General features: G+C 71.0%; 15 protein-coding genes. 8 read left to right on the top strand and 7 right to left on the bottom strand.

Features of this window, described 5'->3' with window-relative positions; all coding sequences use genetic code 11:
* The first annotated feature begins 1 nt into the window (after position 1).
* The 3 genes from OHA37_RS23900 (at position 2) to OHA37_RS23890 (ending at position 4,625) form a co-directional block, all read left to right on the top strand.
* The gene (locus OHA37_RS23900; RefSeq protein ID WP_443046206.1) at positions 2 to 1,393 is read left to right on the top strand and encodes a carbohydrate ABC transporter permease; all 1,392 of its coding nucleotides are present in this window, start codon (positions 2 to 4) and stop codon (positions 1,391 to 1,393) included.
* Positions 1,390 to 2,247, top strand: a complete 858-nt coding sequence (locus tag OHA37_RS23895) for a carbohydrate ABC transporter permease (protein ID WP_266908334.1) — start codon at positions 1,390 to 1,392, stop codon at positions 2,245 to 2,247. Before OHA37_RS23900 ends, OHA37_RS23895 begins: the two co-directional genes overlap by 4 nt.
* Before the next feature lie 128 nt (positions 2,248 to 2,375).
* Positions 2,376 to 4,625 (top strand): bifunctional glycosyltransferase/CDP-glycerol:glycerophosphate glycerophosphotransferase, encoded by a 2,250-nt coding sequence (locus OHA37_RS23890; protein WP_266908332.1) that lies wholly within the window; start codon positions 2,376 to 2,378, stop codon positions 4,623 to 4,625.
* 124 nt (positions 4,626 to 4,749) lie between these two features.
* On the opposite strand, the gene OHA37_RS23885 is transcribed toward OHA37_RS23890, so the two are convergent.
* Complete coding sequence (locus OHA37_RS23885) at positions 4,750 to 5,379, bottom strand: TetR/AcrR family transcriptional regulator (protein ID WP_266908330.1); 630 nt, start codon at positions 5,377 to 5,379, stop codon at positions 4,750 to 4,752.
* A gap of 130 nt (positions 5,380 to 5,509) precedes the next feature.
* Between OHA37_RS23885 and OHA37_RS23880 the strand changes: the two genes are divergently transcribed.
* Together OHA37_RS23880 and OHA37_RS23875 are read left to right on the top strand one after the other, a co-directional pair.
* Complete coding sequence (locus OHA37_RS23880; RefSeq protein ID WP_266908328.1) at positions 5,510 to 6,451, top strand: ABC transporter permease; 942 nt, start codon at positions 5,510 to 5,512, stop codon at positions 6,449 to 6,451.
* Positions 6,444 to 7,226 carry an ABC transporter ATP-binding protein gene (locus tag OHA37_RS23875; protein WP_266908326.1) on the top strand — a complete coding sequence of 261 codons (783 nt, stop codon included), beginning with the start codon at positions 6,444 to 6,446 and terminating at the stop codon, positions 7,224 to 7,226. The genes OHA37_RS23880 and OHA37_RS23875 overlap by 8 nt, the downstream gene beginning before the upstream one ends.
* Positions 7,227 to 7,384: 158 nt before the next feature.
* Here OHA37_RS23875 and OHA37_RS23870 read toward each other — a convergent pair whose 3' ends face one another.
* From OHA37_RS23870 to OHA37_RS23860, 3 genes are all read right to left on the bottom strand, one after another.
* On the bottom strand, positions 7,385 to 12,367 hold the full coding sequence (locus OHA37_RS23870; protein WP_266908324.1) for an NAD-glutamate dehydrogenase: 4,983 nt from the start codon (positions 12,365 to 12,367) through the stop codon (positions 7,385 to 7,387).
* Positions 12,368 to 12,763: 396 nt separating this feature from the next.
* A complete protein-coding gene (locus OHA37_RS23865) occupies positions 12,764 to 13,468 on the bottom strand; it encodes an HAD family hydrolase (protein WP_266913042.1) in 705 nt (234 codons plus the stop codon).
* 122 nt (positions 13,469 to 13,590) lie between these two features.
* Positions 13,591 to 14,091 (bottom strand): DUF6912 family protein, encoded by a 501-nt coding sequence (locus OHA37_RS23860; protein WP_266908322.1) that lies wholly within the window; start codon positions 14,089 to 14,091, stop codon positions 13,591 to 13,593.
* 402 nt (positions 14,092 to 14,493) lie between these two features.
* Between OHA37_RS23860 and OHA37_RS23855 the strand changes: the two genes are divergently transcribed.
* Positions 14,494 to 15,090, top strand: coding sequence for an Rv3235 family protein (locus OHA37_RS23855; RefSeq protein WP_266908320.1), 597 nt, complete (start codon positions 14,494 to 14,496; stop codon positions 15,088 to 15,090).
* A 109-nt stretch (positions 15,091 to 15,199) separates the two neighbouring features.
* Here OHA37_RS23855 and secA read toward each other — a convergent pair whose 3' ends face one another.
* The gene (secA, locus tag OHA37_RS23850) at positions 15,200 to 17,977 is read right to left on the bottom strand and encodes a preprotein translocase subunit SecA (protein WP_266908318.1); all 2,778 of its coding nucleotides are present in this window, start codon (positions 17,975 to 17,977) and stop codon (positions 15,200 to 15,202) included.
* Between the two features lie 227 nt (positions 17,978 to 18,204).
* On the opposite strand from secA, the gene OHA37_RS23845 reads away from it, so the two are divergent.
* Positions 18,205 to 18,795 carry a GNAT family N-acetyltransferase gene (locus OHA37_RS23845; protein WP_266908316.1) on the top strand — a complete coding sequence of 197 codons (591 nt, stop codon included), beginning with the start codon at positions 18,205 to 18,207 and terminating at the stop codon, positions 18,793 to 18,795.
* A gap of 9 nt (positions 18,796 to 18,804) precedes the next feature.
* Complete coding sequence (locus tag OHA37_RS23840; RefSeq protein WP_266908314.1) at positions 18,805 to 19,965, top strand: winged helix-turn-helix domain-containing protein; 1,161 nt, start codon at positions 18,805 to 18,807, stop codon at positions 19,963 to 19,965.
* A 335-nt stretch (positions 19,966 to 20,300) separates the two neighbouring features.
* Here OHA37_RS23840 and OHA37_RS23835 read toward each other — a convergent pair whose 3' ends face one another.
* Positions 20,301 to 21,029 (bottom strand): response regulator, encoded by a 729-nt coding sequence (locus OHA37_RS23835; protein ID WP_266908312.1) that lies wholly within the window; start codon positions 21,027 to 21,029, stop codon positions 20,301 to 20,303.
* 270 nt (positions 21,030 to 21,299) lie between these two features.
* Complete coding sequence (gene hpf, locus OHA37_RS23830; RefSeq protein ID WP_266908310.1) at positions 21,300 to 22,007, bottom strand: ribosome hibernation-promoting factor, HPF/YfiA family; 708 nt, start codon at positions 22,005 to 22,007, stop codon at positions 21,300 to 21,302.
* Positions 22,008 to 22,142 lie beyond the last annotated feature (135 nt).

Below are 22,142 nucleotides of genomic sequence, written 5' to 3'. Positions count from 1 at the left end.
GGTGGCCTCCCCCACCGGATCCCCCGGGGCCTCCCCCGCCACCACCCCGGCCACGCGCCCCGCGACCGGCCCCCGCCCCCGCTCCCGCCCCCGCTCCCCGAAGGGCAAGGAGACCCGGCGCCGCCGGCTGACCGCCGCGGCGTTCCTCCTCCCCTCCCTCGTCCTGCTCGGCGCGCTCGTCGTGCACCCCATCGGCTACTCGCTCTACCGCAGCTTCTTCGACCGCTCCGGCGAGGAGTTCGTGGGCGCCGGGAACTACGGCGAGATCCTGCGCGACGACACGATCCGCACCGCGCTGGGGAACACGGCGGTCTGGGTGGTGCTGGCGCCGGTCACCGCCACCGCGCTCGGTCTGCTCTTCGCCGTGCTGACCGAACGGGTGCGCTGGGGAACGGCCTTCAAGCTGATCGTCTTCATGCCGATGGCCATCTCGATGCTCGCCGCGGGCATCATCTTCCGGCTCGTCTACGACGCCGACCCCGACCGGGGCGTGGCCAACGCCGTCTGGGTCGGCGTCCACGACACCTTCGCCGAGTCCTCCGCCTTCCCCAAGGCCCGTCCCGGCCGGGACTCCCCCCTGGTCCCGGCCGAGGGGGGTGCGTACGTGACCCGCGATCCGGTACGGGCGGGCGCGGCGGCCCTCCTCCCGCTGGTCGGGATCGCCCCCGAGGCCCTGCCCAAGGGCACCGCCACGGCGAAGGCGGCAGCCCCCGGCCCCGGGAAGGTCACCGGCACCGCCTGGCAGGACTTCACCCGGGGCGGCGGCGGTACGACGAACACGGTCGACGCCACCGAGTCCGCCCTGTCGGGGCTGCGCGTCGAGGCGGTCAAGGACGGTCGGGTGGTCGACTCGGCGAGGACCCGGGCCGACGGCACCTTCACCCTGTCCGCCGCGGCCGACGGCGCACTGCTGCGGCTGCCCGCCTCGAACTTCCGGGAGGCGTACGGGGGCGTCGAGTGGCTCGGCCCGACGCTGGTGACCCCGGCGGTGATCGGGGCCTACGTGTGGATGTGGGCCGGGTTCGCGATGGTGCTGATCGGGGCCGGGCTGGCGGCCGTACCGCGCGAGCTGCTGGAGGCGGCGCGGGTGGACGGGGCGAGCGAGTGGCAGGTGCTGCGCCGGATCACGGTGCCGCTGCTGGCGCCCGTCCTGGCCGTCGTGCTGGTCACCCTCGTCATCAACGTCATGAAGGTCTTCGACCTGGTCTTCGTGATCGCGCCGGGCGCGGTGCAGGACGACGCCAACGTCCTGGCGCTCCAGCTGTACCGGACCTCCTTCGGCACGGACGCCGACCCGGGCCTGGGCAGCGCCATCGCGGTGCTGCTGCTGGTGCTGGTGGCTCCCGTCATGGCCTACAACATCCGCCGGATGCGCCGGGAGGCCCGCCGATGAGCACACTGCCCACCGCGCGGTCCCTCGCCGCCCGGGCGGCCGGCGGGGCGCTGCGCGTCTTCCTGGTCCTCGCGGGCCTGTTCTGGCTGCTGCCCACGCTCGGGCTGCTGGTCTCCTCCTTCCTCTCCCCCACCGCGCTGAACGACGGCGGCTGGTGGCAGGCGCTGACGGCGCCCTCCCGCCTCACGGCCGGCAACTACGAGCGGCTGCTGGCCAACGAGACCGTCACGGGCTCGCTGATCGACACGGCGGCCATCGCCGTCCCGGCGACCCTGCTCGTCCTGGTGCTGGGGTCGTTCGCCGGATACGCCTTCGCCTGGCTGGAGTTCCCGGGTCGCGACTGGCTGTTCCTGATCGTGGTCGCGCTGCTCGTCGTACCGGTCCAGGTGGCTCTGATCCCGGTCTCCGAACTCTTCGGCTCCATCGGCCTGTTCGAGACCACGGCGGGCGTGGTCCTCTTCCACACCGCCTTCGGGCTGCCGTTCGCCGTGTTCCTGCTGCGCAACTTCTTCGCGGAGATCCCGCGCGAGCTGCTGGAGGCGGCCCGCCTCGACGGGGCGGGCGAACTGCGGCTGTTCACACGGGTGGTGCTGCCGCTGGGCGGTCCGGCGATCGCCTCGCTCGGCATCTTCCAGTTCCTGTGGGTGTGGAACGACATGCTGGTCGCCCTGGTCTTCGCCGACTCGGCGCACCCGCCCGTCACGGTCGCCCTCCAGCAGCAGGTGCGGCAGTTCGGGAACAACATCGACGTACTGGCGCCCGGCGCCTTCCTGTCGATGGTGGTGCCGCTCGTGGTCTTCTTCGCCTTCCAGCGGCAGTTCGTCTCGGGGGTGATGGCGGGAGCGATCAAGTAGGGCGGTGTGGATCACGGCATTGACGTGCCCGGTTGACGCTCCGTAACCCGAATGCCGCACCCTGCGTAACCCGATCACCACGCCGGGGGTTCCTGGGCCATATGCCCGCGCCGACCCCTGGATGTGCCGTGCCCCGGTTCAGCGTCATCGTGCCCGCGTACAAGGTCCAGGCGTACCTCCAGGAGAGTCTGGACTCGGTCCTGACCCAGTCGTACCCGGATCTCGAACTGATCGTGGTCGACGACGCCTCCCCGGACGCCTGCGGTTCGATCATCGACGACTACGCGGCCCGCGACCCCCGGGTCACCGCCGTGCACCTGGCGCACAACCTCGGCCTGGGGCCGGCCCGCAACGCGGGCCTGTCCCGGGCCACCGGCGACTACCTGGTCTTCCTCGACGGCGACGACACCCTGGCCCCGGACGCCCTGCAGGCCATCACCGACCGGCTGAAGGCCACCGGCTCCCCGGACGTCCTCGTCTACGACTACGCGCGGACCTACTGGACCGGCGAGCTGGTCCGCAACAGCCAGTCCCACCGCCTCTCCGAGGAGGGCCCGGCCAGTTTCCGCCTCGCCGACCGCCCCGCCCTCCTCGGCATGCTGATGGTCGTGTGGAACAAGACCTACCGCCGCGAATACGTGGAGCGCGAGGGCCTCTCCTTCCCGCCCGGCTTCTACGAGGACACCCCCTGGACCTATCCGGCGCTCCTGGCGGCGGAGTCCGTGGCGGTCCTGGACCGGGTCTGCGTGCACTACCGCCAGCGCCGCACGGGCTCGATCCTGACCACGTCCACCCGCCGCCACCTGGACGTCTTCGACCAGTACGACCGGGTCTTCGGCTACCTCGCCACCCGCCCCGAGCTGGAGCGCTGGCGGCCCGCCGTGCACCGGCGGATGGCCGAGCACTTCTGCGCCCTGTACGCGGACCCGCGCCGGCTCCCGCGCGCCGCCCGGGCCGAGTTCTTCGCCCGGGCCTCGGCCCTGCTGCGCCGCTACCGGGTGCCGGGCCCCCGGCCGCTGTCCCTGAGCCGCACGGACCGCACCCGCCACCTCCTGATGCGGCTGGGCACGCGACGCGCGTACCGCGTCCTGTCCCTGCTCCGCTCGGGCTCGCTCGCGGCGGGCCGCACCGGGGTCACCCTCGGCCGGGGCCTGCGCGAAACAGCCCTGCGCCTGCACTACCGCGCGCAGCGCCTGCTCCCGCTCCGGCCGGAGCTGGCGGTCTTCTCCGCGTACTGGCACGGCGGTTACGCCTGCAACCCCGCGGCGATCGAGGCCAAGCTGCGCGAACTCGCCCCGCGCATGAGGACGGCCTGGATCTGCGACCCGGCGCACGCCTCGACCCTGCCCCGCGACACGACCCCCCTGCGCCCGGGCTCGGCGGCGTACTGGGCGGCCCTGGCCCGCGCCACCTACCTCGTCACGAACGTCAACTTCGACCGCGGCCTGGTCAAGCGTCCCGGACAGATCCTCGTCCAGACGCAGCACGGCACCCCGCTCAAGCGGGTCGGCCTCGACCTCCAGGACCGCCCGGCGGCCACCCCCACACCGGACTTCGCGGGCCTGCTGCGCGGCGCGGACCAGTGGGACTACCTGCTCTCCTCGAACCGCCACTCCACGCTCGTCTGGGAGAAGGCGGTCCCCTCCTCGTACACGACGCTCGAATACGGCTACCCCCGCAACGACGTGTTCCACCGGGCCACCCAGGCCGACGTCCTGGAACTGCGCGAACGCCTCGGCATCCCGCCGGGCTCCACGGCGATCCTGTACGCGCCGACCCACCGCGACTACCGCCGCAGCCGCCCCGCCCACCCGGACTTCGACCGGATCCTGCGCGACCTGGGCCCGCGCTACACGATCCTGACCCGCACCCACCTCACCTACGCGGGCTCACCTTCCCCCGAGCCGCACCCCCGCCTGCTCGACGTCTCCTCCCACCCCTCCGTCGAGGAACTCTGCCTGGCCTCGGACGCGTTGGTGACGGACTACTCGTCCCTGATGTTCGACTACGCGTCCCTGGACCGCCCGATCGTCATCCACGCGGACGACTGGGAGGCGTACGAGGCCTCCCGCGGCACGTACTTCGACCTGCGGGCCTTCCCCCCGGGGGCGATCGCCCGCACCGAGGACGAGCTGGTGGACATCTTCTCGACGGGCCACTGGCAGGGCTCCCGCTCCGCTCAGCTCCGCGCGTCCTTCCGGACCCGGTTCTGCACGCACGACGACGGCCAGGCGGCGGAGCGCGTGGTCCGCCGCGTCTTCCTGAGCCAGCCGACCGCCCCCATCACCCCCCTGGAAGACCGCCGCCCCACCCCAGCAGCCCCCTCCGCCACCCCGGAACCCACCCTGGCCCACCTGACGACGTCCCGCTGGCCGTAGGTCTTTCCAGCCGTCCGGCGTTTGAGGACCGGGGCCTGGGGCGGAGCCCCAGGGGGTCCGGGGCGCAGCCCCGGGGAACGGTCGAAGGGCGGGTAGGGGACTCCGCCCCGCGCAGCGGCAGCCCCTAGGGCGTGGCCGTCAGCCCGGCGACCACCGACCGCGCGAGGTCGTCCAGATATCCCCCCGGGACAGCGTCCCGCACGACCACCTGCCGCCAGTACAACGGCCCGATCACCAGATCGAGCGCCCTCCCCGCATCCACCCCCACCGGCAGCTCCCCCCGGGACACCGCCTCCGAGATGATCCCCTCCGCCATCCGCCGCTGCCCCTCCAGCAAAGCCCCCCGCACCGCATCCGCGATCTCCGGATTCCGCGCGGCCTCGACCAGCAGGTCGGGAATCACCGCCGAGGCCACCGGATGCCGCAGCACGTGCGTCATCACCTCCAGCAGCGCCCGTACGTCCCCGTAGAGCGACCCCGTCGACGGCACCGGCAGGCCCTCCGTCGCGAAGGCTCCCACCAGGTCCAGCACCAGGTGCAGCTTCGACTTCCACCGGCGGTACACGGCCGTCTTCCCCACGCCCGCGCGCCGCGCGATGCCCTCGATCGACATCCGCGCGAAGCCGACGGTGGCCAGCTCCTCCACGACGGCCGCCCGGATCGCCTCGGTCACGTCCTCGCGGAGAACGGCGGCCCCCGCGGGAGCTCTTCGGGCGGTGGGGGCAGGGGCGGCGGCGGCAGGCTCAGAAGTCATGAGCAGAGCATATCCCGCGACGACGATACGGTTGCGTTCCGACGTTGAACGACCTAACCTCGCCGTAGCGACGATACGGACCCGTCCCATCGAAAGCGCCGACGCCCCGCCCCCGTCGAAAGCGACCCACGTGACTGCGACCACCGCACCACCCCCGGCCCCCGCCCCGGCGAATCCCCAGGTCAGGGCCGCAGGCAAGACCCCGGACCCGATCGCCGAGCTGGCGGCGGCCCACGATCTGACCCTCAGCGGAGCCCGCCCCACCCTCCCCCGCTACATCGCTCAGCTCTGGGGCCGGCGCCACTTCGTGACCGCGTACGCCACCGCCCGGATGCACGCCCAGTACAGCCAGGCCAGCCTCGGCCAGGTCTGGCACCTGATGACGCCGCTGCTCAACGCGGCCGTCTACTACTTCATCTTCGGCATCGTGATGCACGCCCAGCACAGCGTGCCGGACTACATCGTGTTCCTGATCACGGGCGTCTTCGTCTGGGACTTCATCGGAAGCTGCATCAACGCCTCCACCCGCGCCGTCCAGTCCAACCTCGGCCTGGTCCGCGCCCTGCACTTCCCGCGCGCCTCGCTGCCGCTGTCCACCGTCGTCCAGCTCTTCCAGCAACTGCTGATCACCATGGGCGCGCTGGTCATCCTGCTGCTCGTCTTCGGCCAGACCCCCGCCCCGAGCTGGCTGCTCGCCCTCCCCGCCCTGCTCCTCATGGCCGTCTTCTGCGCCGGCTGCGCCATGGTCATGGCGCGGGTCGGAGCGAAGAGCCCCGACGTCAGCCAGCTGATGCCGTTCGTCCTGCGGACCTGGATGTACGCCTCGGGCGTCATGTGGTCGATCGACCAGATGCTCAAGACGGACAACCTGCCGCAGTGGGTCTCGATGGCCCTCAAGCTCAACCCCGCCGCCGTCTACATCGACCTGATGCGCTTCGCGCTCATCGACTCGTACACGGCGCACCAGCTCCCGCCCCACGTCTGGCCGGTCGCCCTGGGCTGGGCCCTGTTCGCCGGCGTCGGCGGGTTCGTTTTCTTCTGGAAGGCAGAGGAGGAGTACGGCCGTGGCTGACACCGCAACCGAGACCCGGACCCCGACCGTCATCGCCGACGACGTCCACGTGATCTACAAGGTGCAGGGATCGGGCGGCCGCAAGGGCGGCGCGACCGCGGCCCTCAGCCGGATCTTCTCCCGCAAGCCCGCCACCGGCATCCGCGAGGTGCACGCCGTCAAGGGCGTCAGCTTCACCGCCTACAAGGGCGAGGCCATCGGCCTGATCGGCACCAACGGCTCCGGCAAGTCCACCCTGCTGTCCGCCATCGCGGGCCTCCAGCCGGTCGCGCGCGGCCGGATCTTCTCGCACGGCCAGCCGTCCCTGCTCGGCGTGAACGCGGCCCTGATGAACGACCTGACCGGCGAACGCAACGTGGTCCTCGGCGGCCTCGCCATGGGGATGTCCAAGCGGCAGATCCGCGAGCGCTACGAGGAGATCGTCGACTTCTCCGGCATCAACGAGAAGGGCGACTTCATCTCCATGCCCATGCGCACCTACTCCTCGGGCATGGGCGCCCGGCTGCGCTTCTCCATCGCCGCCGCCAAGGACCACGACGTCCTGATGATCGACGAAGCCCTGGCCACCGGCGACGCCGCCTTCCAGCGCCGCAGCAAGGCCCGCATCGAGGAACTCCGCGAACGGGCAGGCACCGTCTTCCTCGTCAGCCACGGCATCGGCACGGTCCGCGAAACCTGCGACCGCGCGATCTGGCTCGAATCAGGCGTCCTCCGCATGGACGGCCCCTCAGAAGAGGTCTGCGACGCATACGAAGAGTTCACCAACAAGCGCTGACCCACTCCAGCCCCACCGGGCCGGCCGAATCCAGCCCCTCCAGGACCACTCCAACGGCGCCGCACCCGCACACGACCGACCACACCACGAACGGGCCGGGCCCGGAACCCCCCAGAGGGTCCCGGGCCCGGCCCGTTCGAGTACCGCCGCCCGCAGGGCTACGCGTGCGACCGAAGCAGCGAGCGCATCGTCCGCATGGCGACGGACAGATTCGCCAGATCGAAGTCGTCCGACCCCTGGATCTCGTCCAGAGTCGTCCGCGCCCGCCCGATGATCGCCGCGTTCTTCTCCTCCCACGCCTTGAAGCGCTCCTCGGGAGTCGAGGTCCCGTTCCCGACCGCCAGCACGTCCGCGGTCAGCGCCGCATGCGCGGAGAACAGGTCCTCGCGGATGGACGCGCGGGCCATCGACTGCCAGCGGTCGGCCCGCGGCAGTTCGATGATCCGGTCCATCAGCTGGGTGATGTCGAGCCGGTCGGCGAGGTCGTAGTACACCTCGGCGACGGCCAGCGGCTCGACGCCCGTACGGTCGGCGATCGCGACGATGTCCAGCGTCGGGAAGGCGGACGAGAACCCGGCCACCTTGGCCGCCAGCTCCTCCGGCACGCCCTCGCCGATCAGCTCGGCCATGACGGCCTCGTACCACTCCAGGTCCGCGCCGCGCACCAGCTTCGGCACGTCCGACCAGACCCGCTCCACCCGCTCGGCGAAGAGCTCGATGGTCTCGGTGATCTGGAGCGGCTGCGGCCGGTTGTTCAGCAGCCAGCGCGTACCGCGCTCGACCAGGCGCCGCGAGTGCAGCCGGATCCGGGTCTGGACGTCGGCGGCGACCTCGTTGTCGAGGGCCTCGACCCTGTCCCACACCTCGGCCAGGCCGAAGATCTCGCGGGCCGCGAGCTGCGCCCGGACGATCTCCTCCAGGGAGGCTCCGGTCTCCTCGCGCAGGCGGTGCAGGAAGGTCGAGCCACCGCTGTTGACGGTGTCGTTGACCAGCACCGTGGTGATGATCTCGCGGCGCAGCGCGTGCCCGTCGACCTGCTCGGGGAACTTCGCGAGCAGCGCGCCCGGGAAGTAGGCGTGCAGCAGGCGGTCGAGGTACGGGTCGTCCGGCAGCTCGGTGTGGATGAGCTCGTCCGCCACCGTGATCTTGGTGTAGGCGAACAGGACGGCCAGCTCCGGCTGGGTCAGGCCCTTGGCGTTGTTCAGCAGTTCGCGCAGCTGCCGGTCGTTGGGCAGGAACTCCAGGGCGCGGTCCAGCAGGCCGTCACGGCCCAGGCGGCGCATGAAGCGCTGCTGGGCGTGGAGCAGGCTGGGGGCCTGGGCGGCGCCGTTGGCCAGCGCCACGTTCTGGGCGTAGTTGTTGCGCAGCACCAGCCGGCCGACCTCGTCGGTCATCTCGGCGAGGAACTTGTTGCGCTGCTTGACGGTCAGGTCCCCGTCGGCGACCACCGAGTTCAGCAGGATCTTGATGTTCACCTCGTGGTCGGAGGTGTCCACGCCCGCGCTGTTGTCGATGGCGTCGGTGTTGACCTTGCCGCCCTCGCCGCCGGCGCCGCTGCGCGCGAACTCGATGCGGCCGAGCTGGGTCAGGCCCAGGTTGCCGCCCTCGCCGATGACCTTGGCGCGCACGTCGGAGCCGTTGACGCGGATGGCGTCGTTGGCCTTGTCGCCGACGTCGGCGTGCGTCTCGGCCGTCGCCTTGACGTACGTACCGATGCCGCCGTTCCACAGCAGGTCCACCGGGGACTGGAGGATCGCCTTCATCAGGTCGGCCGGGGTCATCTTGGTGACGCCGGCCTCGATGCCGAGGGCTTCGCGGACCTGCGCGTTGACCGGGATGGCCTTCGCGCTGCGCGGGTGGATCCCGCCACCGGCCGACAGCAGGGAGCTGTCGTAGTCCGCCCACGAGGAGCGCGGCAGGTCGAAGAGGCGCCGGCGCTCGGCGTAGGACGTCGCCGCATCCGGGTTCGGGTCGATGAAGATGTGCCGGTGGTCGAAGGCCGCGACCAGGCGGATGTGCTCGGAGAGCAGCATGCCGTTGCCGAAGACGTCGCCGGACATGTCGCCGACGCCGACGACCGTGAAGTCCTGCGTCTGGGTGTCGTGCCCGAGCTCGCGGAAGTGCCGCTTGACGGACTCCCAGGCGCCGCGGGCGGTGATGCCCATGCCCTTGTGGTCGTAGCCGGCCGAGCCGCCGGAGGCGAAGGCGTCGCCCAGCCAGAACCCGTAGGACTCGGCCACCCCGTTGGCGATGTCGGAGAAGGTCGCGGTGCCCTTGTCGGCGGCGACGACGAGGTAGGTGTCGTCCTCGTCGTGGCGGACCACGCCCTTGGGGTGCAGGACCTCGCCACCGACGAGGTTGTCGGTGATGTCGAGCAGCGCCGAGATGAAGATCTTGTACGAGGCGATGCCCTCGGCGAGCCAGGCGTCGCGGTCCACCGACGGGTCGGGGAGGTTCTTGGCGACGAAGCCGCCCTTGGCGCCGACGGGCACGATGACGGTGTTCTTGACCATCTGCGCCTTGACCAGGCCGAGGATCTCCGTACGGAAGTCCTCGCGGCGGTCGGACCAGCGCAGGCCGCCTCGGGCGACCTTGCCGAAGCGCAGGTGGACGCCCTCGACGCGCGGGGAGTACACCCAGATCTCGAAGGCCGGGCGCGGCGCCGGCAGGTCGGGGATGGCCTGCGGGTCGAACTTCATCGACACGTACGAGTGCTGCTCGCCCGCGGAGTTGAGCTGGAAGAAGTTCGTGCGCAGCGTCGCCTTGATGAGGGTGAGGAAGGAGCGCAGGATCCGGTCCTCGTCCAGCGAGGCGACCTGGTCCAGGGCCCCGTCCAGCTCCTCCAGCATCGCGTCGACGAGCTCGGTGCCCGCGGACTGGCGGCCGGGCGACATCCGGGCCTCGAAGAGGGAGACCAGCAGCCGGGTGGTGTGGACGTTGTTGCGGAGGGTGTCCTCCATGTAGTCCTGGCTGAAGGTGGCACCGGCCTGGCGCAGGTACTTGGCGTACGCGCGCAGGACCACGGCCTGTCGCCAGGTCAGTCCGGCGCCGAGCACCAGGGTGTTGAAGTTGTCGTTCTCGGCGTCGCCCTGCCAGACCGCGGAGAAGGCGTCCTGGAACCGCTCGCGGGCGTCGTCGCCGAGGTAGTTGGAGCTCCCGGCGGGGTCCCCGTTGCCGCTCGGAAGCGGCATCCGCAGACCGAAGTCGTAGATCCACGCGTTGGTGCGGTCGGTGCAGCGCAGCTCGTACGGCCGCTCGTCGGTGACCTCGACGCCCAGGCGCTGCAGGACCGGCAGGACCGCGGAGAGCGAGACCTGCTCGCCCGTGCGGTAGATCTTGAACCGGCGTTCGCCGGGGCCCGCGCCGACCGGCTCGTACAGCGACAGCGCGAACTCGCGGTCGCTCGCGGACAGCCGCTCCAGGTGGCACAGGTCGGCCACGGCCGAGCGCGGCGAGTGGTCGGCCTTGTAGCCCTCGGGGAAGGAGTTCGCGTACTTGCGCAGCAGCTCGGCGGCGCGCTCCTCGCCCAGCTCCGCGACGAGCGCCTCGCCGAAGCCGTCGGCCCAAGAACGGGCGGCCTCGACCAGGCGGCCCTCGATCCGCTCGACGTCGGCGTCGGTCAGCACGGGCAGCTCGGTGCCCTGCGGGACGCGGACGACGAAGTGGATGCGGGAGAGGATCGACTCGGTGTTCCAGGCGGTGAAGTCGACGCTGATGCCGTCGAGCTCCTCCTGCAGGATCGCGATCAGCCGCAGCCGCACGCCGGTGGTGTAGCGGTCGCGCGGCAGGTAGACCAGCGCGGAGTAGTAGCGCCCGTACTCGTCCTGGCGCAGGTACAGCCGCAGCCGGCGGCGCTCCTGGAGGTACAGGACGGAGGTGGCGATGGCCTGGAGCTGGTCGACCGGGGTCTGGAACAGCTCGTCGCGCGGGTAGGTCTCCAGGATCTGGAGCAGGTCGCGGCCGTCGTGGCTGGACGGGGCGAAGCCGGCGCCTTCGAGGACCTCGGCGACCTTGCGGCGGATGACCGGGACCCGGCGCACCGACTCGGTGTAGGCGGCGGAGGAGAACAGGCCGAGGAAGCGGCGCTCGCCGACGACGTTGCCGTCGGCGTCGAACTTCTTCACGCCGACGTAGTCGAGGTAGGAGGGCCGGTGCACGGTGGAGCGGCTGTTGGCCTTGGTCAGCACCAGCAGGCGGTGCTCGCGGGCCTTGGCGCGGGCGTCGGCCGGCAGCCGGTTGAAGGACGGCGAGACGGGGTGCGCCTCGTCCTGGCCGTGGTGCAGCGGGTCGGAGCGCAGGATGCCGAGGCCGGTGCCGGGCACGGCGGCCAGGGCGTCGCCGTCGACGAGGTTGTACTCGCGGTAGCCGAGGAAGGTGAAGTGGTCGTCGGCGAGCCAGCGCAGCAGCTCACGGGCCTCTTCCAGCTCGTACTCGCGCAGGTCCGGGGCGGTGGGCTCCTCGGGGAGCTCCTGCGCGATGCGCAGCGCCGCGTCGCGCATCTTCTCCCAGTCCTCGACGGACTCGCGTACGTCGGACAGGACGCGCTGCAGATCGGCGGTGATCTGCTTGAGGTCGGCCTTGTCGGTCTCGCGGTCGATCTCGACGTGGATCCAGGACTCGACGAGGGAGTCGTGGGGGCGCGCGGTGCGGGGACCGTGCGCGTCGCAGTCGGGGCCGAGGATCTCGATCAGCTTGCCGGCGATGTCGCGGCGGACGACGACCTGCGGGTGGATCACGACGTGGATGCCGCGCCCGTGGCGGGACAGCTCGTTCGTCACGGAGTCCACGAGGAACGGCATGTCGTCGGTGACCACCTCGACGACGGAGTGGCTGGAGGTCCAGCCGTTCTCCTCCACCGTGGGCGTGTGCACCCGCACGTTCGCCGTGCCCTGCGGACGGTTCGCCGCGAGCCGGTAGTGCGAGAGCGCGCCCCCGAACACGTCGACCGGGTCCCGGTCGAGCAGGTCCTCCGGGGCGGTGTGCAGGTAGTAGCGCTGGAGGTAGGCGAGAGTCGTGTCCCGGTCGGGACGCTCCCCCTGCTCGGACCCAGTCGGAAGTAGCCCCCCGGCCGGGCTGTTCTCAGCTACCCGTGCCGCCCGCGCGAGCAGCTCGGCCTTTGCTTCGTCCAGCTTGGTCTGCATGTCCTCTGGCTCCTGTCGCGCGCCATTGCGTGACGTAGGTGAAGGAAGGAATGGCATAGCACCGCGAGGCGGGATGTCGGTGTCCGTTCGGGATCGACGCTATGCCGTCGAGAGAGCCCACCGGGAGGAAATCGGCCATGATCGGCAGGATGTCCCGGGGGCGGGGATCAGCGAGGGCCCGGGCACGGTGGTGCGCCGGGCGCCGGGCGGAGGCTTCGGTGCCTCCGAGAACTATCGCGCTGATCACGGGTACCAGGCTATCTCGCTCCACCCCCGGCTCGTCATGAGCTGTATGTGTACAAAAGAGGGGGGGTAACTTTGACACTCTGGACAGGGTCTCGCCCGGCCGTGCGTGCCAGGCCGGTGCGCGGTCGCTCTCCGCTCATGGCCCGGTCGCTATCCGGCCAGCTCGCGAGCAGTGCGTACGGCCTCCGCCAGGCTGTCCACGACGGGGACACCGGCTGATTCCAGACTGCCGCGGCTGTGCGAACCGCCCGTATAGAGGACGGCCCGCGCGCCCACGTGCGCGGCGGCCAGCGCGTCGTCCACGGCGTCTCCGATGAGTACCGTACGACCGGCGCTCACTCCCGTCCCGTCCAGGGCCGCCAAGTGACGTACGAGGTGCCCCGCCTTGGTGGTGTGGGAGGGCCCGGTACGCCCGTCGACGCGCAGGAAGTGCCCGTCGATCCCGTGCGCCCGGACGAGTGGCACGAGCTGGTCGTGGGGCGCGAGGGACAGCAGCGACTGCGTCAGCCCCTCCGCCTGCCAGCCCCGCAGCAGCTCACGTGCCCCCTCGGCGAGCCCGGCGTCCTCGGCGGCCACCCAGTAGTGGCGGTGGAAGGCCTCGTCCATGACCAGCCACTCGGCGTCCGTGGGGAGCCGTCCCATGAGGCGCTCGTAGAACTTCGGCACCGGTACGACGTACAGCTCGCGGTACCGCTCCAGGGTGATCGGCGCGAGGCCGAGCTCGGCGAAGGAGGCGTTGGTGGCGGCTATCACGGCGTCGATGTCGTGGAGCAGCGTGCCGTTCCAGTCCCAGACGATGTGCGGGGCCGCGGGGGCGCGGACCGGTGCCGCCGGGCCCTCGGGCGCGGCGGCCACGGGCGGCGCCGGCACCGCGAGCGCGGGGCCCTCGGGCGTCGGGACCACGAGCGGGGTGCCCTCGGGCGCCGGGTTCTGGGATGCCGCCGGGTTCCGGGATTCCGGGTTCCGGGATGCCGCGCTCACTTCAGCAGCCCCGGAATCTCCTGGATCCCGAACCACAGCAGCTCGTGGTCCTCGGCACCGTCGACGGTGGACCGCGCGTCCTCGTCGCCCCCGTCCGCGGCCGGGACGGCCGCCACGGCGGCGCTCACGTCCTCCAGGGCCTCTTCCGCGTCCACGTGCACCGCGGCGGCCACCGCGAGCCGTACGGCCCCGGCGAGGGCCACCTGGCCCAGCGTGGCCTCGTCGGCGCCGGGGGTGGCGGTGGCGGCCTTGTCGTCCACGTCGAGGGCGACCACGACCCGCTTGCGGGGCGCGGCCCCGTCCTCGGCGATCATCCGCAGCGAGGCGGCGGCGGCCCTGGTCAGGGCGGCGTACTCCAGCTCCTCGATGTCGTCCGAGACGTACCACTCGCGCAGCCCGGGCGTGACGGCGTACGCCCGCAGCGGAGCCGGGCCCAGCTCACCCGCCTGGTGCGCCTCGGCGAGCCCGGGGAGGGTCAGGGGGACGTACACGCGCATGGCCGGCTGCTTTCGGTAGTCGGAAACGCCCCCAGGATACGACCGGGCCGCCCGCGGTCCTTCGCGACGCCCCCTCGCACGCCTTCTCCCCGGGGGCCTGCGCGGCTCCGGCGGGCTGGGTCGCGCCGGGGGCACGCCCGCCGGAGGTCACGGACTCCGTCCGTGACGGCCCGCGTCCCCCTTCGGGGTGCCGCGGCGGGGCCGCGCGGCGTCCACCTCGCTCCTTGCGGGACCCGGGGCGGGGCCCGGGGGCGGCCGGGGACCGACCCGGATAGGTGAAGGCGGCCGGGCGCGGGACGGCTCCCGCGGCGTCGTTGCGGAGCATGTTCGCAGCCCCGTAGAAGTCCCCTACCAAGTTACCGCCCGGTACCACGCCGGGCCCGACCCCCGGGGACGACCGCAATGCCCATCAGCACCCCCCGCACCGCCGAAAGCACCACCACCCCCACCCCCACCCCCACCCCCACGAGGCCCACGAGCCCCGCACCCACCGGGGCCGCCCGGCGCCCAGTAACCACCGGGAGCGCGACCCCCCGCACGCCCGGCAGCGCCGGAGCCGGCACAGGCCCCGGCCGCGGCTCCGCGAGGCCCGCGAGCACCGGCCCCGGCTCCGCGCGGCCCGGCCGCCGCCACGACCGGCGCCGGCCCTCCGCCGGGATCCACCGCGGCCCCCACGACTGGTTCGCCGAACGGCTGCTCGCCGTCCTCAGCGGACGCCGTCCCGTGCACTCCCTGATCGGCCACACCATCGGCCCGGCCTACGACCAGCTGATCACCCTCGCCCCCGCCGACCCGCCGCAGGAGCGCCCGTACGAGGCCCGCCGGCCCAGCCCCGTCCTGCACGGATGCGGCCGCTTCACCCCCGGTCCGGGGGTCATCGAGGCCTTCGCCCGCATCGCCACGGGCGACCGCCTCACCGCGCTGGCCTTCCGCCTGGAGCAGGGCCCCGACCTGCGCTGGCGCTGCGCCGCCGTGGAACTCCACGGCCCGCGCCCGTGACCCCGGCGCCCGGCCCGTACCGGTACCCGTACCCGCGAACGCCGCCGGGGCCGGACCCCACGCACAGCGTGGTGTCCGGCCCCGGCGGTGGTCCCGCGAGCGGCGCGGGTTACTTCTTGCGGCGACGGCCGCCCGTGGCCTTCGCGGCCTTGCGGCGCTCCGCGCGCGTCATCCCGTCGGAGTCGTCACCGGACTCCGATTCGAAGTCGCCCTCGACGACGCCGCCCTCACCGTCCACGGTGGGCGCGGAGAAGTGCAGCCGGTCCGGCCGCTGCGGGGCGTCCAGACCCTTCGCCCGGATCTCCGGCTTGGTCAGCGACGGACCGGAGTCCGACACCAGGACCTCCTCGACCTGCTGCTCGACCTGGACCTCCAGGTTGAACAGGTAGCCGACGGACTCCTCCTTGATGCCCTCCTGCATGGCGTTGAACATGTCGAAGCCCTCGCGCTGGTACTCGACCAGCGGGTCCTTCTGGGCCATCGCCCGCAGGCCGATGCCCTCCTGCAGGTAGTCCATCTCGTACAGGTGCTCGCGCCACTTGCGGTCCAGCACCGACAGCACCACGCGGCGCTCCAGCTCGCGCATGATGTCGGAGCCGAGCGTGGCCTCGCGGGCCTCGTACTGCTCGTGGATGTCGTCCTTGACGGACTCCGCGATGAACTCGGCGGTGATGCCGGCGCGGTCGCCCGCGGCGTCCTCCAGCTCCTCCACCGTGACCTTGATCGGGTAGAGCTGCCGGAAGGCGTTCCACAGCCGGTCCAGGTCCCACTCCTCCGCGAACCCCTCGACCGTCTCGGCCGTGATGTACGCGTCGATCGTGTCGTCCATCATGTGACGGATCTGGTCCTGGAGGTCTTCGCCCTCCAGCACCCGGCGGCGCTCCTTGTAGATGACGGTGCGCTGGTTGTTCAGCACCTCGTCGTACTTCAGGACGTTCTTGCGCGTCTCGAAGTTCTGGGTCTCGACCTGCGACTGGGCCGAAGCGATGGCCCGCGTGACCATCTTGTTCTCGATCGGCACGTCGTCCGGCACGTTGGCCATCGACATGACGCGCTCGACCATCTGCGCCTTGAACAGCCGCATCAGGTCGTCGCCGAGCGACAGGTAGAAGCGGGACTCGCCCGGGTCGCCCTGTCGGCCGGAGCGGCCGCGCAGCTGGTTGTCGATACGGCGCGACTCGTGGCGCTCGGTGCCCAGCACGTACAGCCCGCCGAGCTCCTTGACCTCCTCGAACTCCGCCTTCACGGCCGCCTCGGCCCGCGTGAGCGCCTCGGGAAGGGCGTGCGCCCACTCCTCGATGTGCTCCTCCGGGTCCAGACCGCGCTGGCGCAGCTCGGCCTCGGCGAGGTCGTCCGGGTTGCCGCCGAGCTTGATGTCGGTACCGCGGCCGGCCATGTTCGTGGCGACCGTGACGGCGCCGCGACGGCCCGCCTGGGCGACGATCGTGGCCTCGCGGTCGTGCTGCTTCGCGTTCAGCACCTCGTGCGGGATGCCGCGCTTGGAGAGCTGCTGCGAGAGGTACTCGGACTTCTCGACCGACGTCGTACCGACGAGGATCGGCTGGCCCTTCTCGTGCTTCTCCGCGATGTCGTCGACGACGGCGGCGAACTTCGCGACCTCGGTGCGGTAGATCAGGTCGGCCTGGTCCTTGCGGACCATGTCGCGGTTGGTCGGGATCGGGACGACACCGAGCTTGTAGATCTGGTGGAACTCGGCGGCCTCGGTCATGGCCGTACCGGTCATGCCCGACAGCTTCGAGTACAGGCGGAAGAAGTTCTGGAGGGTGATCGTCGCGAGGGTCTGGTTCTCGTCCTTGATGTCCACCCCTTCCTTCGCCTCGATCGCCTGGTGCATGCCCTCGTTGTAGCGGCGGCCGGCGAGGATGCGGCCGGTGTGCTCGTCGACGATCATGACTTCGCCGTCGATGACGACGTAGTCCTTGTCGTTCTTGAACAGTTCCTTCGCCTTGATGGCGTTGTTCAGGTAGCCGACGAGCGGGGTGTTCACCGACTCGTAGAGGTTCTCGATGCCGAGCCAGTCCTCGACCTTCGCGACACCGGACTCGTGGATGCCGACGGTGCGCTTCTTCTCGTCGACCTCGTAGTCGCCGGTCTCCTCGATGCCCTTGAGGGGCTGACCGGGCTCGCCCTTGGTCAGGCGCGTGACCAGCTTCGCGAAGTCCGCGTACCACTTGGTGGCCTGGTCGGCCGGACCCGAGATGATCAGCGGGGTACGGGCCTCGTCGACCAGGATCGAGTCGACCTCGTCGACCACGGCGAAGTTGTGGCCGCGCTGGACGAGCTCGTCCTGCGACCACGCCATGTTGTCGCGGAGGTAGTCGAAACCGAACTCGTTGTTCGTGCCGTACGTGATGTCGGCGGCGTACTGCTCACGGCGCTGCGCCGGAGACATGTTCGCCAGGATGCACCCGACCTCCAGGCCGAGGAACTTGTGCACCCGGCCCATCATCTCGGAGTCGCGCTCGGCGAGGTAGTCGTTCACCGTGATCAGGTGGACGCCCTTGCCGGACAGCGCGTTCAGGTACGCGGGCAGCGTGCCGACGAGGGTCTTGCCCTCACCGGTCTTCATCTCGGCCACGTAGCCGAGGTGCAGCGCGGCGCCACCCATCATCTGTACGTCGTAGTGACGCTGGCCGAGGACGCGCTTGGCGGCCTCGCGGACCGTCGCGAAGGCCTCGGGCAGCAGGTCGTCCAGGCTCTCGCCGTCCTGGAAGCGCTGCTTGTACTCGTCCGTGAGCGCACGCAAGTCGGCGTCGGAGAGGTTGACGAAGTCCTCTTCGATGGAGTTGACCTGGTCCGCGATGCGGTGCAGTTTTTTGAGGATCTTGCCTTCGCCTGCACGCATGAGCTTGTTGAAGACGGACACCGAGGTTTGTCTCCTTGCCGGTCGGGCCTGGCACTATTTCGTGCGCGGGCACGGAGGGTGGGCCCCACCGCAACGGCCATCGTAAGCGAGGACACGGTCGTGTCGGGAGGTCCGTACCATCCGCGGGGCAGGACTGCCCGGAAAAGAGAACGTGCGGGGGGCACCGAAGGTGCCGGGGCAAGGGAAAAGTGTTCGCCCCGGGCGCGGCGGAGAACCAGAATCACTCCATGGAACCCACCGTCCTGAACACCGCCCGACTGCAGCTGCGCCCCTTCGGCCCGGCCGACGAGGACGAGGTCTTCGCCGCCTGCCAGGACCCCGACATCCAACGCTGGACCATGGTCCCCTCCCCGTACGAGCGCGAGCACGCCCGCGGCTTCGTCGGCGAGCTGGTTCCCGGCGGCTGGCGCGACGACACCGGTTACTCCTTCGCCGTCCGCCTCGGCCCCGGCGGCCCGCTGGTCGCGGCCGTCGGCGTCCACGTGCACGAGGCGTTCGGGGCGAACTCGTACGAGATCGGCTTCTGGGCGGTCAAGGAACACCGCGGGCAGGGCTTCATGGCCGAGGCCGTCACCGCCGTAGCCCGCTGGGCCTTCACCGACCTGGGCGCCGTACGCCTGGAATGGCGCGCCGAGGTCGGCAACGCCGGCTCCCGCGCCGTCGCCGAGAAGACCGGATTCCAGATCGAGGGACTCCTGCGGGCCTCCCTGCACCGTGCCGACGGCGTCCGCGACTCGTGGGTGGGCGCGCTGCTCCCCGCGGACATCGGCCTGCCGTCCGCCGTCCCGTACCTGCCCGCTGTCAGTGGCGCCGCCTAGGCTGCGGACATGACCTTGATCTCGCTGTCCGCCGACGAGGCCCGCCGGATCGCCCTGCGCGCGCAGGGCTTCATGGGAGCCCCCGACCGCCGCGGCGGGGTACGCGGAATCCTGCGTCACCTGGGCGCCGTCCAGCTCGACACGATCTCCGTACTGGCCCGCTCCCACGAGCTCATCCCGTACGCCCGCCTCGGCGCGGTCGGCCGCTCCACGGTCGAAGCCTCGTACTGGTCGGACCAGCACGCCTTCGAGTACTGGTCGCACGCGGCCTGCATCCTGCCGATGGAGGAGTGGCCGCACTTCGCCTTCCGCCGCCGGGCCAACAAGGCCCGCGGCCACCGCTGGCACGTCCTGGAGGACAAGCACCGCTCGACGAAGACGGTCCTGGACCGCCTCGCCGCCGAAGGCCCTCTGACCTCGACCGAGCTGGGCGGCGCCAAGAACGGCGGCGAGTGGTTCGAATGGTCCGAGACGAAAATCGCGGTGGAGTGGCTCCTCGACGTCGGCGAGGTGGTCTGCTCCGAGCGGCGCGGCTGGAAGCGGGTCTACGACCTCCCCGAGCGCGCGGTCCCCGCCGCCCTGCTCCACGACGACCTGGACGACCGCGAGTGCAAGCGCCGCCTGGTGGCCCTCGCGGGGCAGTCCCTGGGCGTCGGCACCCGCTCCGACATCGCGGACTACCACCGGCTCAAGGCCGTCGACTTCGACGCGGTGGTCGAGGACGCGGGCCTGATCCCGGTGGAAGTGGAAGGCTGGGGAAAGCCGGCCTGGGCAGACCCCTCAGCGCTGGCGTCCGTGCCCCGGGGCCGCCACCGCACGACCCTCCTCTCCCCGTTCGACTCCCTGGTCTGGGAGCGCCCGCGCACGGAGCGGATCTTCGGCTTCACCCACCGCCTGGAGGCGTACGTCCCCAAGTCCCGGCGGATCCACGGCTACTTCGCGATGCCCCTGCTGGCCGGAGGCCACCTCCAGGGCCGAGTGGACCCGGCCCGCGAGGGCACCACCCTGGTGGCCCGCCAACTCTCCCTGACCACCCCGAAGGCAGCCCGCCCCATGGCCGAAGCCCTCCGCGAGGCCGCCTCCTGGGTCGGCTGCGACACCATCCGAATCGACCGCGCGAGCTCTCCCGCGGAAGCAGAAGCGGTAACCGCAGAACTCTCCACCCTCTGACCACCCACCGCTCGCCCCCGGGCCCCACAGCCAACCAACCCAGCCGTCCGGCGTTTGAGGACCGGGGTCTGGGGCGGAGCCCAACAGGGTCCGGGCGCAGCCAACCCAGCCGTCCGGCGTTTGAGGACCGGGGTCTGGGGCGGAGCCCCAGGGGGTCCGGGCGCAGCCCGGCACCCCTCTCCAGCCCGTCCGGCGCTTGAGGACCGGGTCAGGGCAGAGCCCTGGGAACGGTCGAAGGGCGGGTAGGGGATTCCGCCCCGCAGGGCCATCCCACCCGCACCCTTGACGGGACCGGAACCGGAACGGGATCCGGAACGGGATCCGGAAACCCTCAGCTACCGGATCTCGAGGATCTTCTCCCGCATCGCGTACACCACCGCCTCCATCCTGGAGTGCAACTGCAGCTTCTCCAGAATGTTCCGCACATGGTTCTTCACGGTGTTCTCGGAGATGAACAACTCCTTCGCGATATCGCGGTTGTTCATCCCGGTGGCCACCAGCTTCAAAACCTCAAGCTCCCGATCCGTCAGCCGCGGCGCCGGCACCAACCGCCGCTCGTCCGTCCGCTGGATCATCGACTTGAACTCCGTCAGCAGCTTCGACGCCATCGAAGGACTGATCTGCGACTGCCCGTCCGCAACCGCACGAATCGCCGTCGCGACCTCGTCCGTCGAGATCTCCTTCAGCAGGTACCCGGTCGCCCCCGCCTTGATCGCGTCGTAGAGGTCCGCCTCCTCGTCGCTGATCGTCAGCATGATGATCTTCGCGGAGGGCGCCACCTCCTTGATCGAGGTACAGGCCTCGATCCCGCCGCGCCGCGGCATCCGCACATCCATCAGCACGATGTCCGGCAGCAGATCGGCCGCCTTGTCCACGGCCTCCGCCCCGTCCCCCGCCTCGCCGACGACCTGGATGTCCTCTTCCTGCGCGAGGACGATCTCCAGCCCGCGCCGGAACAGCGCGTGGTCGTCGACCACGAGCACCCGGATCGGCTCTGCCACCTGGTCCTCCTCACGGCAGCCCGCACCGTTGTCATCACGCACCGGCCCGAAGCTGTCCGCCATCGTTCCTCCCCCTGCACCACGTGTGCTGAGCTGCTGGGTCAATCCGACGAGAGCGGCCGCCGGCTGACTGCCCGACATGATTCCATGCCTACGTGGCAGAACGGGGTCCGGCGATTACAGGCCGACCCATACAGGCCACCGTTTCGCAGCCATCGCCTCATAAGAGTGCCCCCGCGCCCGCCTGGGCGAACGCGGGGGCACCACACCGGCACCGCACGAACATCCGGATCCAGCCCGGAATCAGTCCGGAATCAGACCGGAATCAGCGGCTCAGCCCCCGAGCGCGCCACCCGCACCCGCACCGTCGAGCTCACCCGAGCTGGAGGCGGCGTCGGAGGCGTTGAGGTGGATCACGCCGTAGTCGTAACCGTGGCGCCGGTAGACGACGCTCGGCATCTTGGTGTCGGAATCGACGAACAGATAGAAGTCGTGACCGACCAGTTCCATCTCGTACAGGGCCTGGTCGAGCGACATGGGTGCGGCCGAGTGGGTCTTCTCGCGAACGATGAGCGGGCCGTCGCCCTGCACTTCCAGCGATCCGATCCGGGTGGTCGGAATCGCGTCCGCGTCCGCCTTCTCCCCGTTGACCGGCTCGCCGTTGCCATTCAGGGTCGCGGCGTTCGGAACCACGTCGGCGACCTCGGCCGCCGAGAGCCGTCCGGCGCCGCGCCGGGTGTAGCGCTTGTCGTGCTGCTTGCGCAGCCGGGCCTCCAGCTTGTCCTGAGCGAGGTCGAGCGCCGCGTACGCGTCAGCGGCGGAAGCCTCGGCACGAATGACCGGGCCCCGCGAACGCAGGGTGATCTCCACGCGGTCGGAACGGTCGGCCTGGCGCGGGTTGTGCTCCTTGGACACCTCGACGTCCAAGCTGATCACCTTGGCGTCGAGCTTCTGGATCCGCTCCGGATTCAGCTTCTCGGCCACGTGCTTGCGGAACCGGTCGGGCACCTCGGTCTTACGGCCCTTGACGACGATGTCCACGCAGAACTCCGTTCCCGGATAGCTCCGCCTCAGGGGCGAAGCGTCTCCCTTTCGCACCAGACCCCGGTGAACACCGGAGCCTCGGACTTGGCGACTTCCACCTCCTCCTCCCCCATCGGCAAGATCTACACCCCA

This window comes from Streptomyces sp. NBC_00335, from assembly GCF_036127095.1.
Taxonomy (GTDB): domain Bacteria; phylum Actinomycetota; class Actinomycetes; order Streptomycetales; family Streptomycetaceae; genus Streptomyces.
This window is presented reverse-complemented; position numbering and strand designations above follow the sequence as displayed.

Bases quoted from the DNA above. Each gene is read 5' to 3' on its own strand.
- OHA37_RS23885 (WP_266908330.1), bottom strand. From the start codon at position 5,379: ATGACTTCTGAGCCTGCCGCCGCCGCCCCTGCCCCCACCGCCCGAAGA.
- OHA37_RS23845 (WP_266908316.1), top strand. From the start codon at position 18,205: ATGGAACCCACCGTCCTGAACACCGCCCGACTGCAGCTGCGCCCCTTC.
- OHA37_RS23860 (WP_266908322.1), bottom strand. From the start codon at position 14,091: ATGCGCGTGTACGTCCCCCTGACCCTCCCCGGGCTCGCCGAGGCGCAC.
- OHA37_RS23895 (WP_266908334.1), top strand. From the start codon at position 1,390: ATGAGCACACTGCCCACCGCGCGGTCCCTCGCCGCCCGGGCGGCCGGC.
- OHA37_RS23840 (WP_266908314.1), top strand. From the start codon at position 18,805: ATGACCTTGATCTCGCTGTCCGCCGACGAGGCCCGCCGGATCGCCCTG.
- OHA37_RS23835 (WP_266908312.1), bottom strand. From the start codon at position 21,029: ATGGCGGACAGCTTCGGGCCGGTGCGTGATGACAACGGTGCGGGCTGC.
- OHA37_RS23870 (WP_266908324.1), bottom strand. From the start codon at position 12,367: ATGCAGACCAAGCTGGACGAAGCAAAGGCCGAGCTGCTCGCGCGGGCG.
- OHA37_RS23855 (WP_266908320.1), top strand. From the start codon at position 14,494: ATGCCCATCAGCACCCCCCGCACCGCCGAAAGCACCACCACCCCCACC.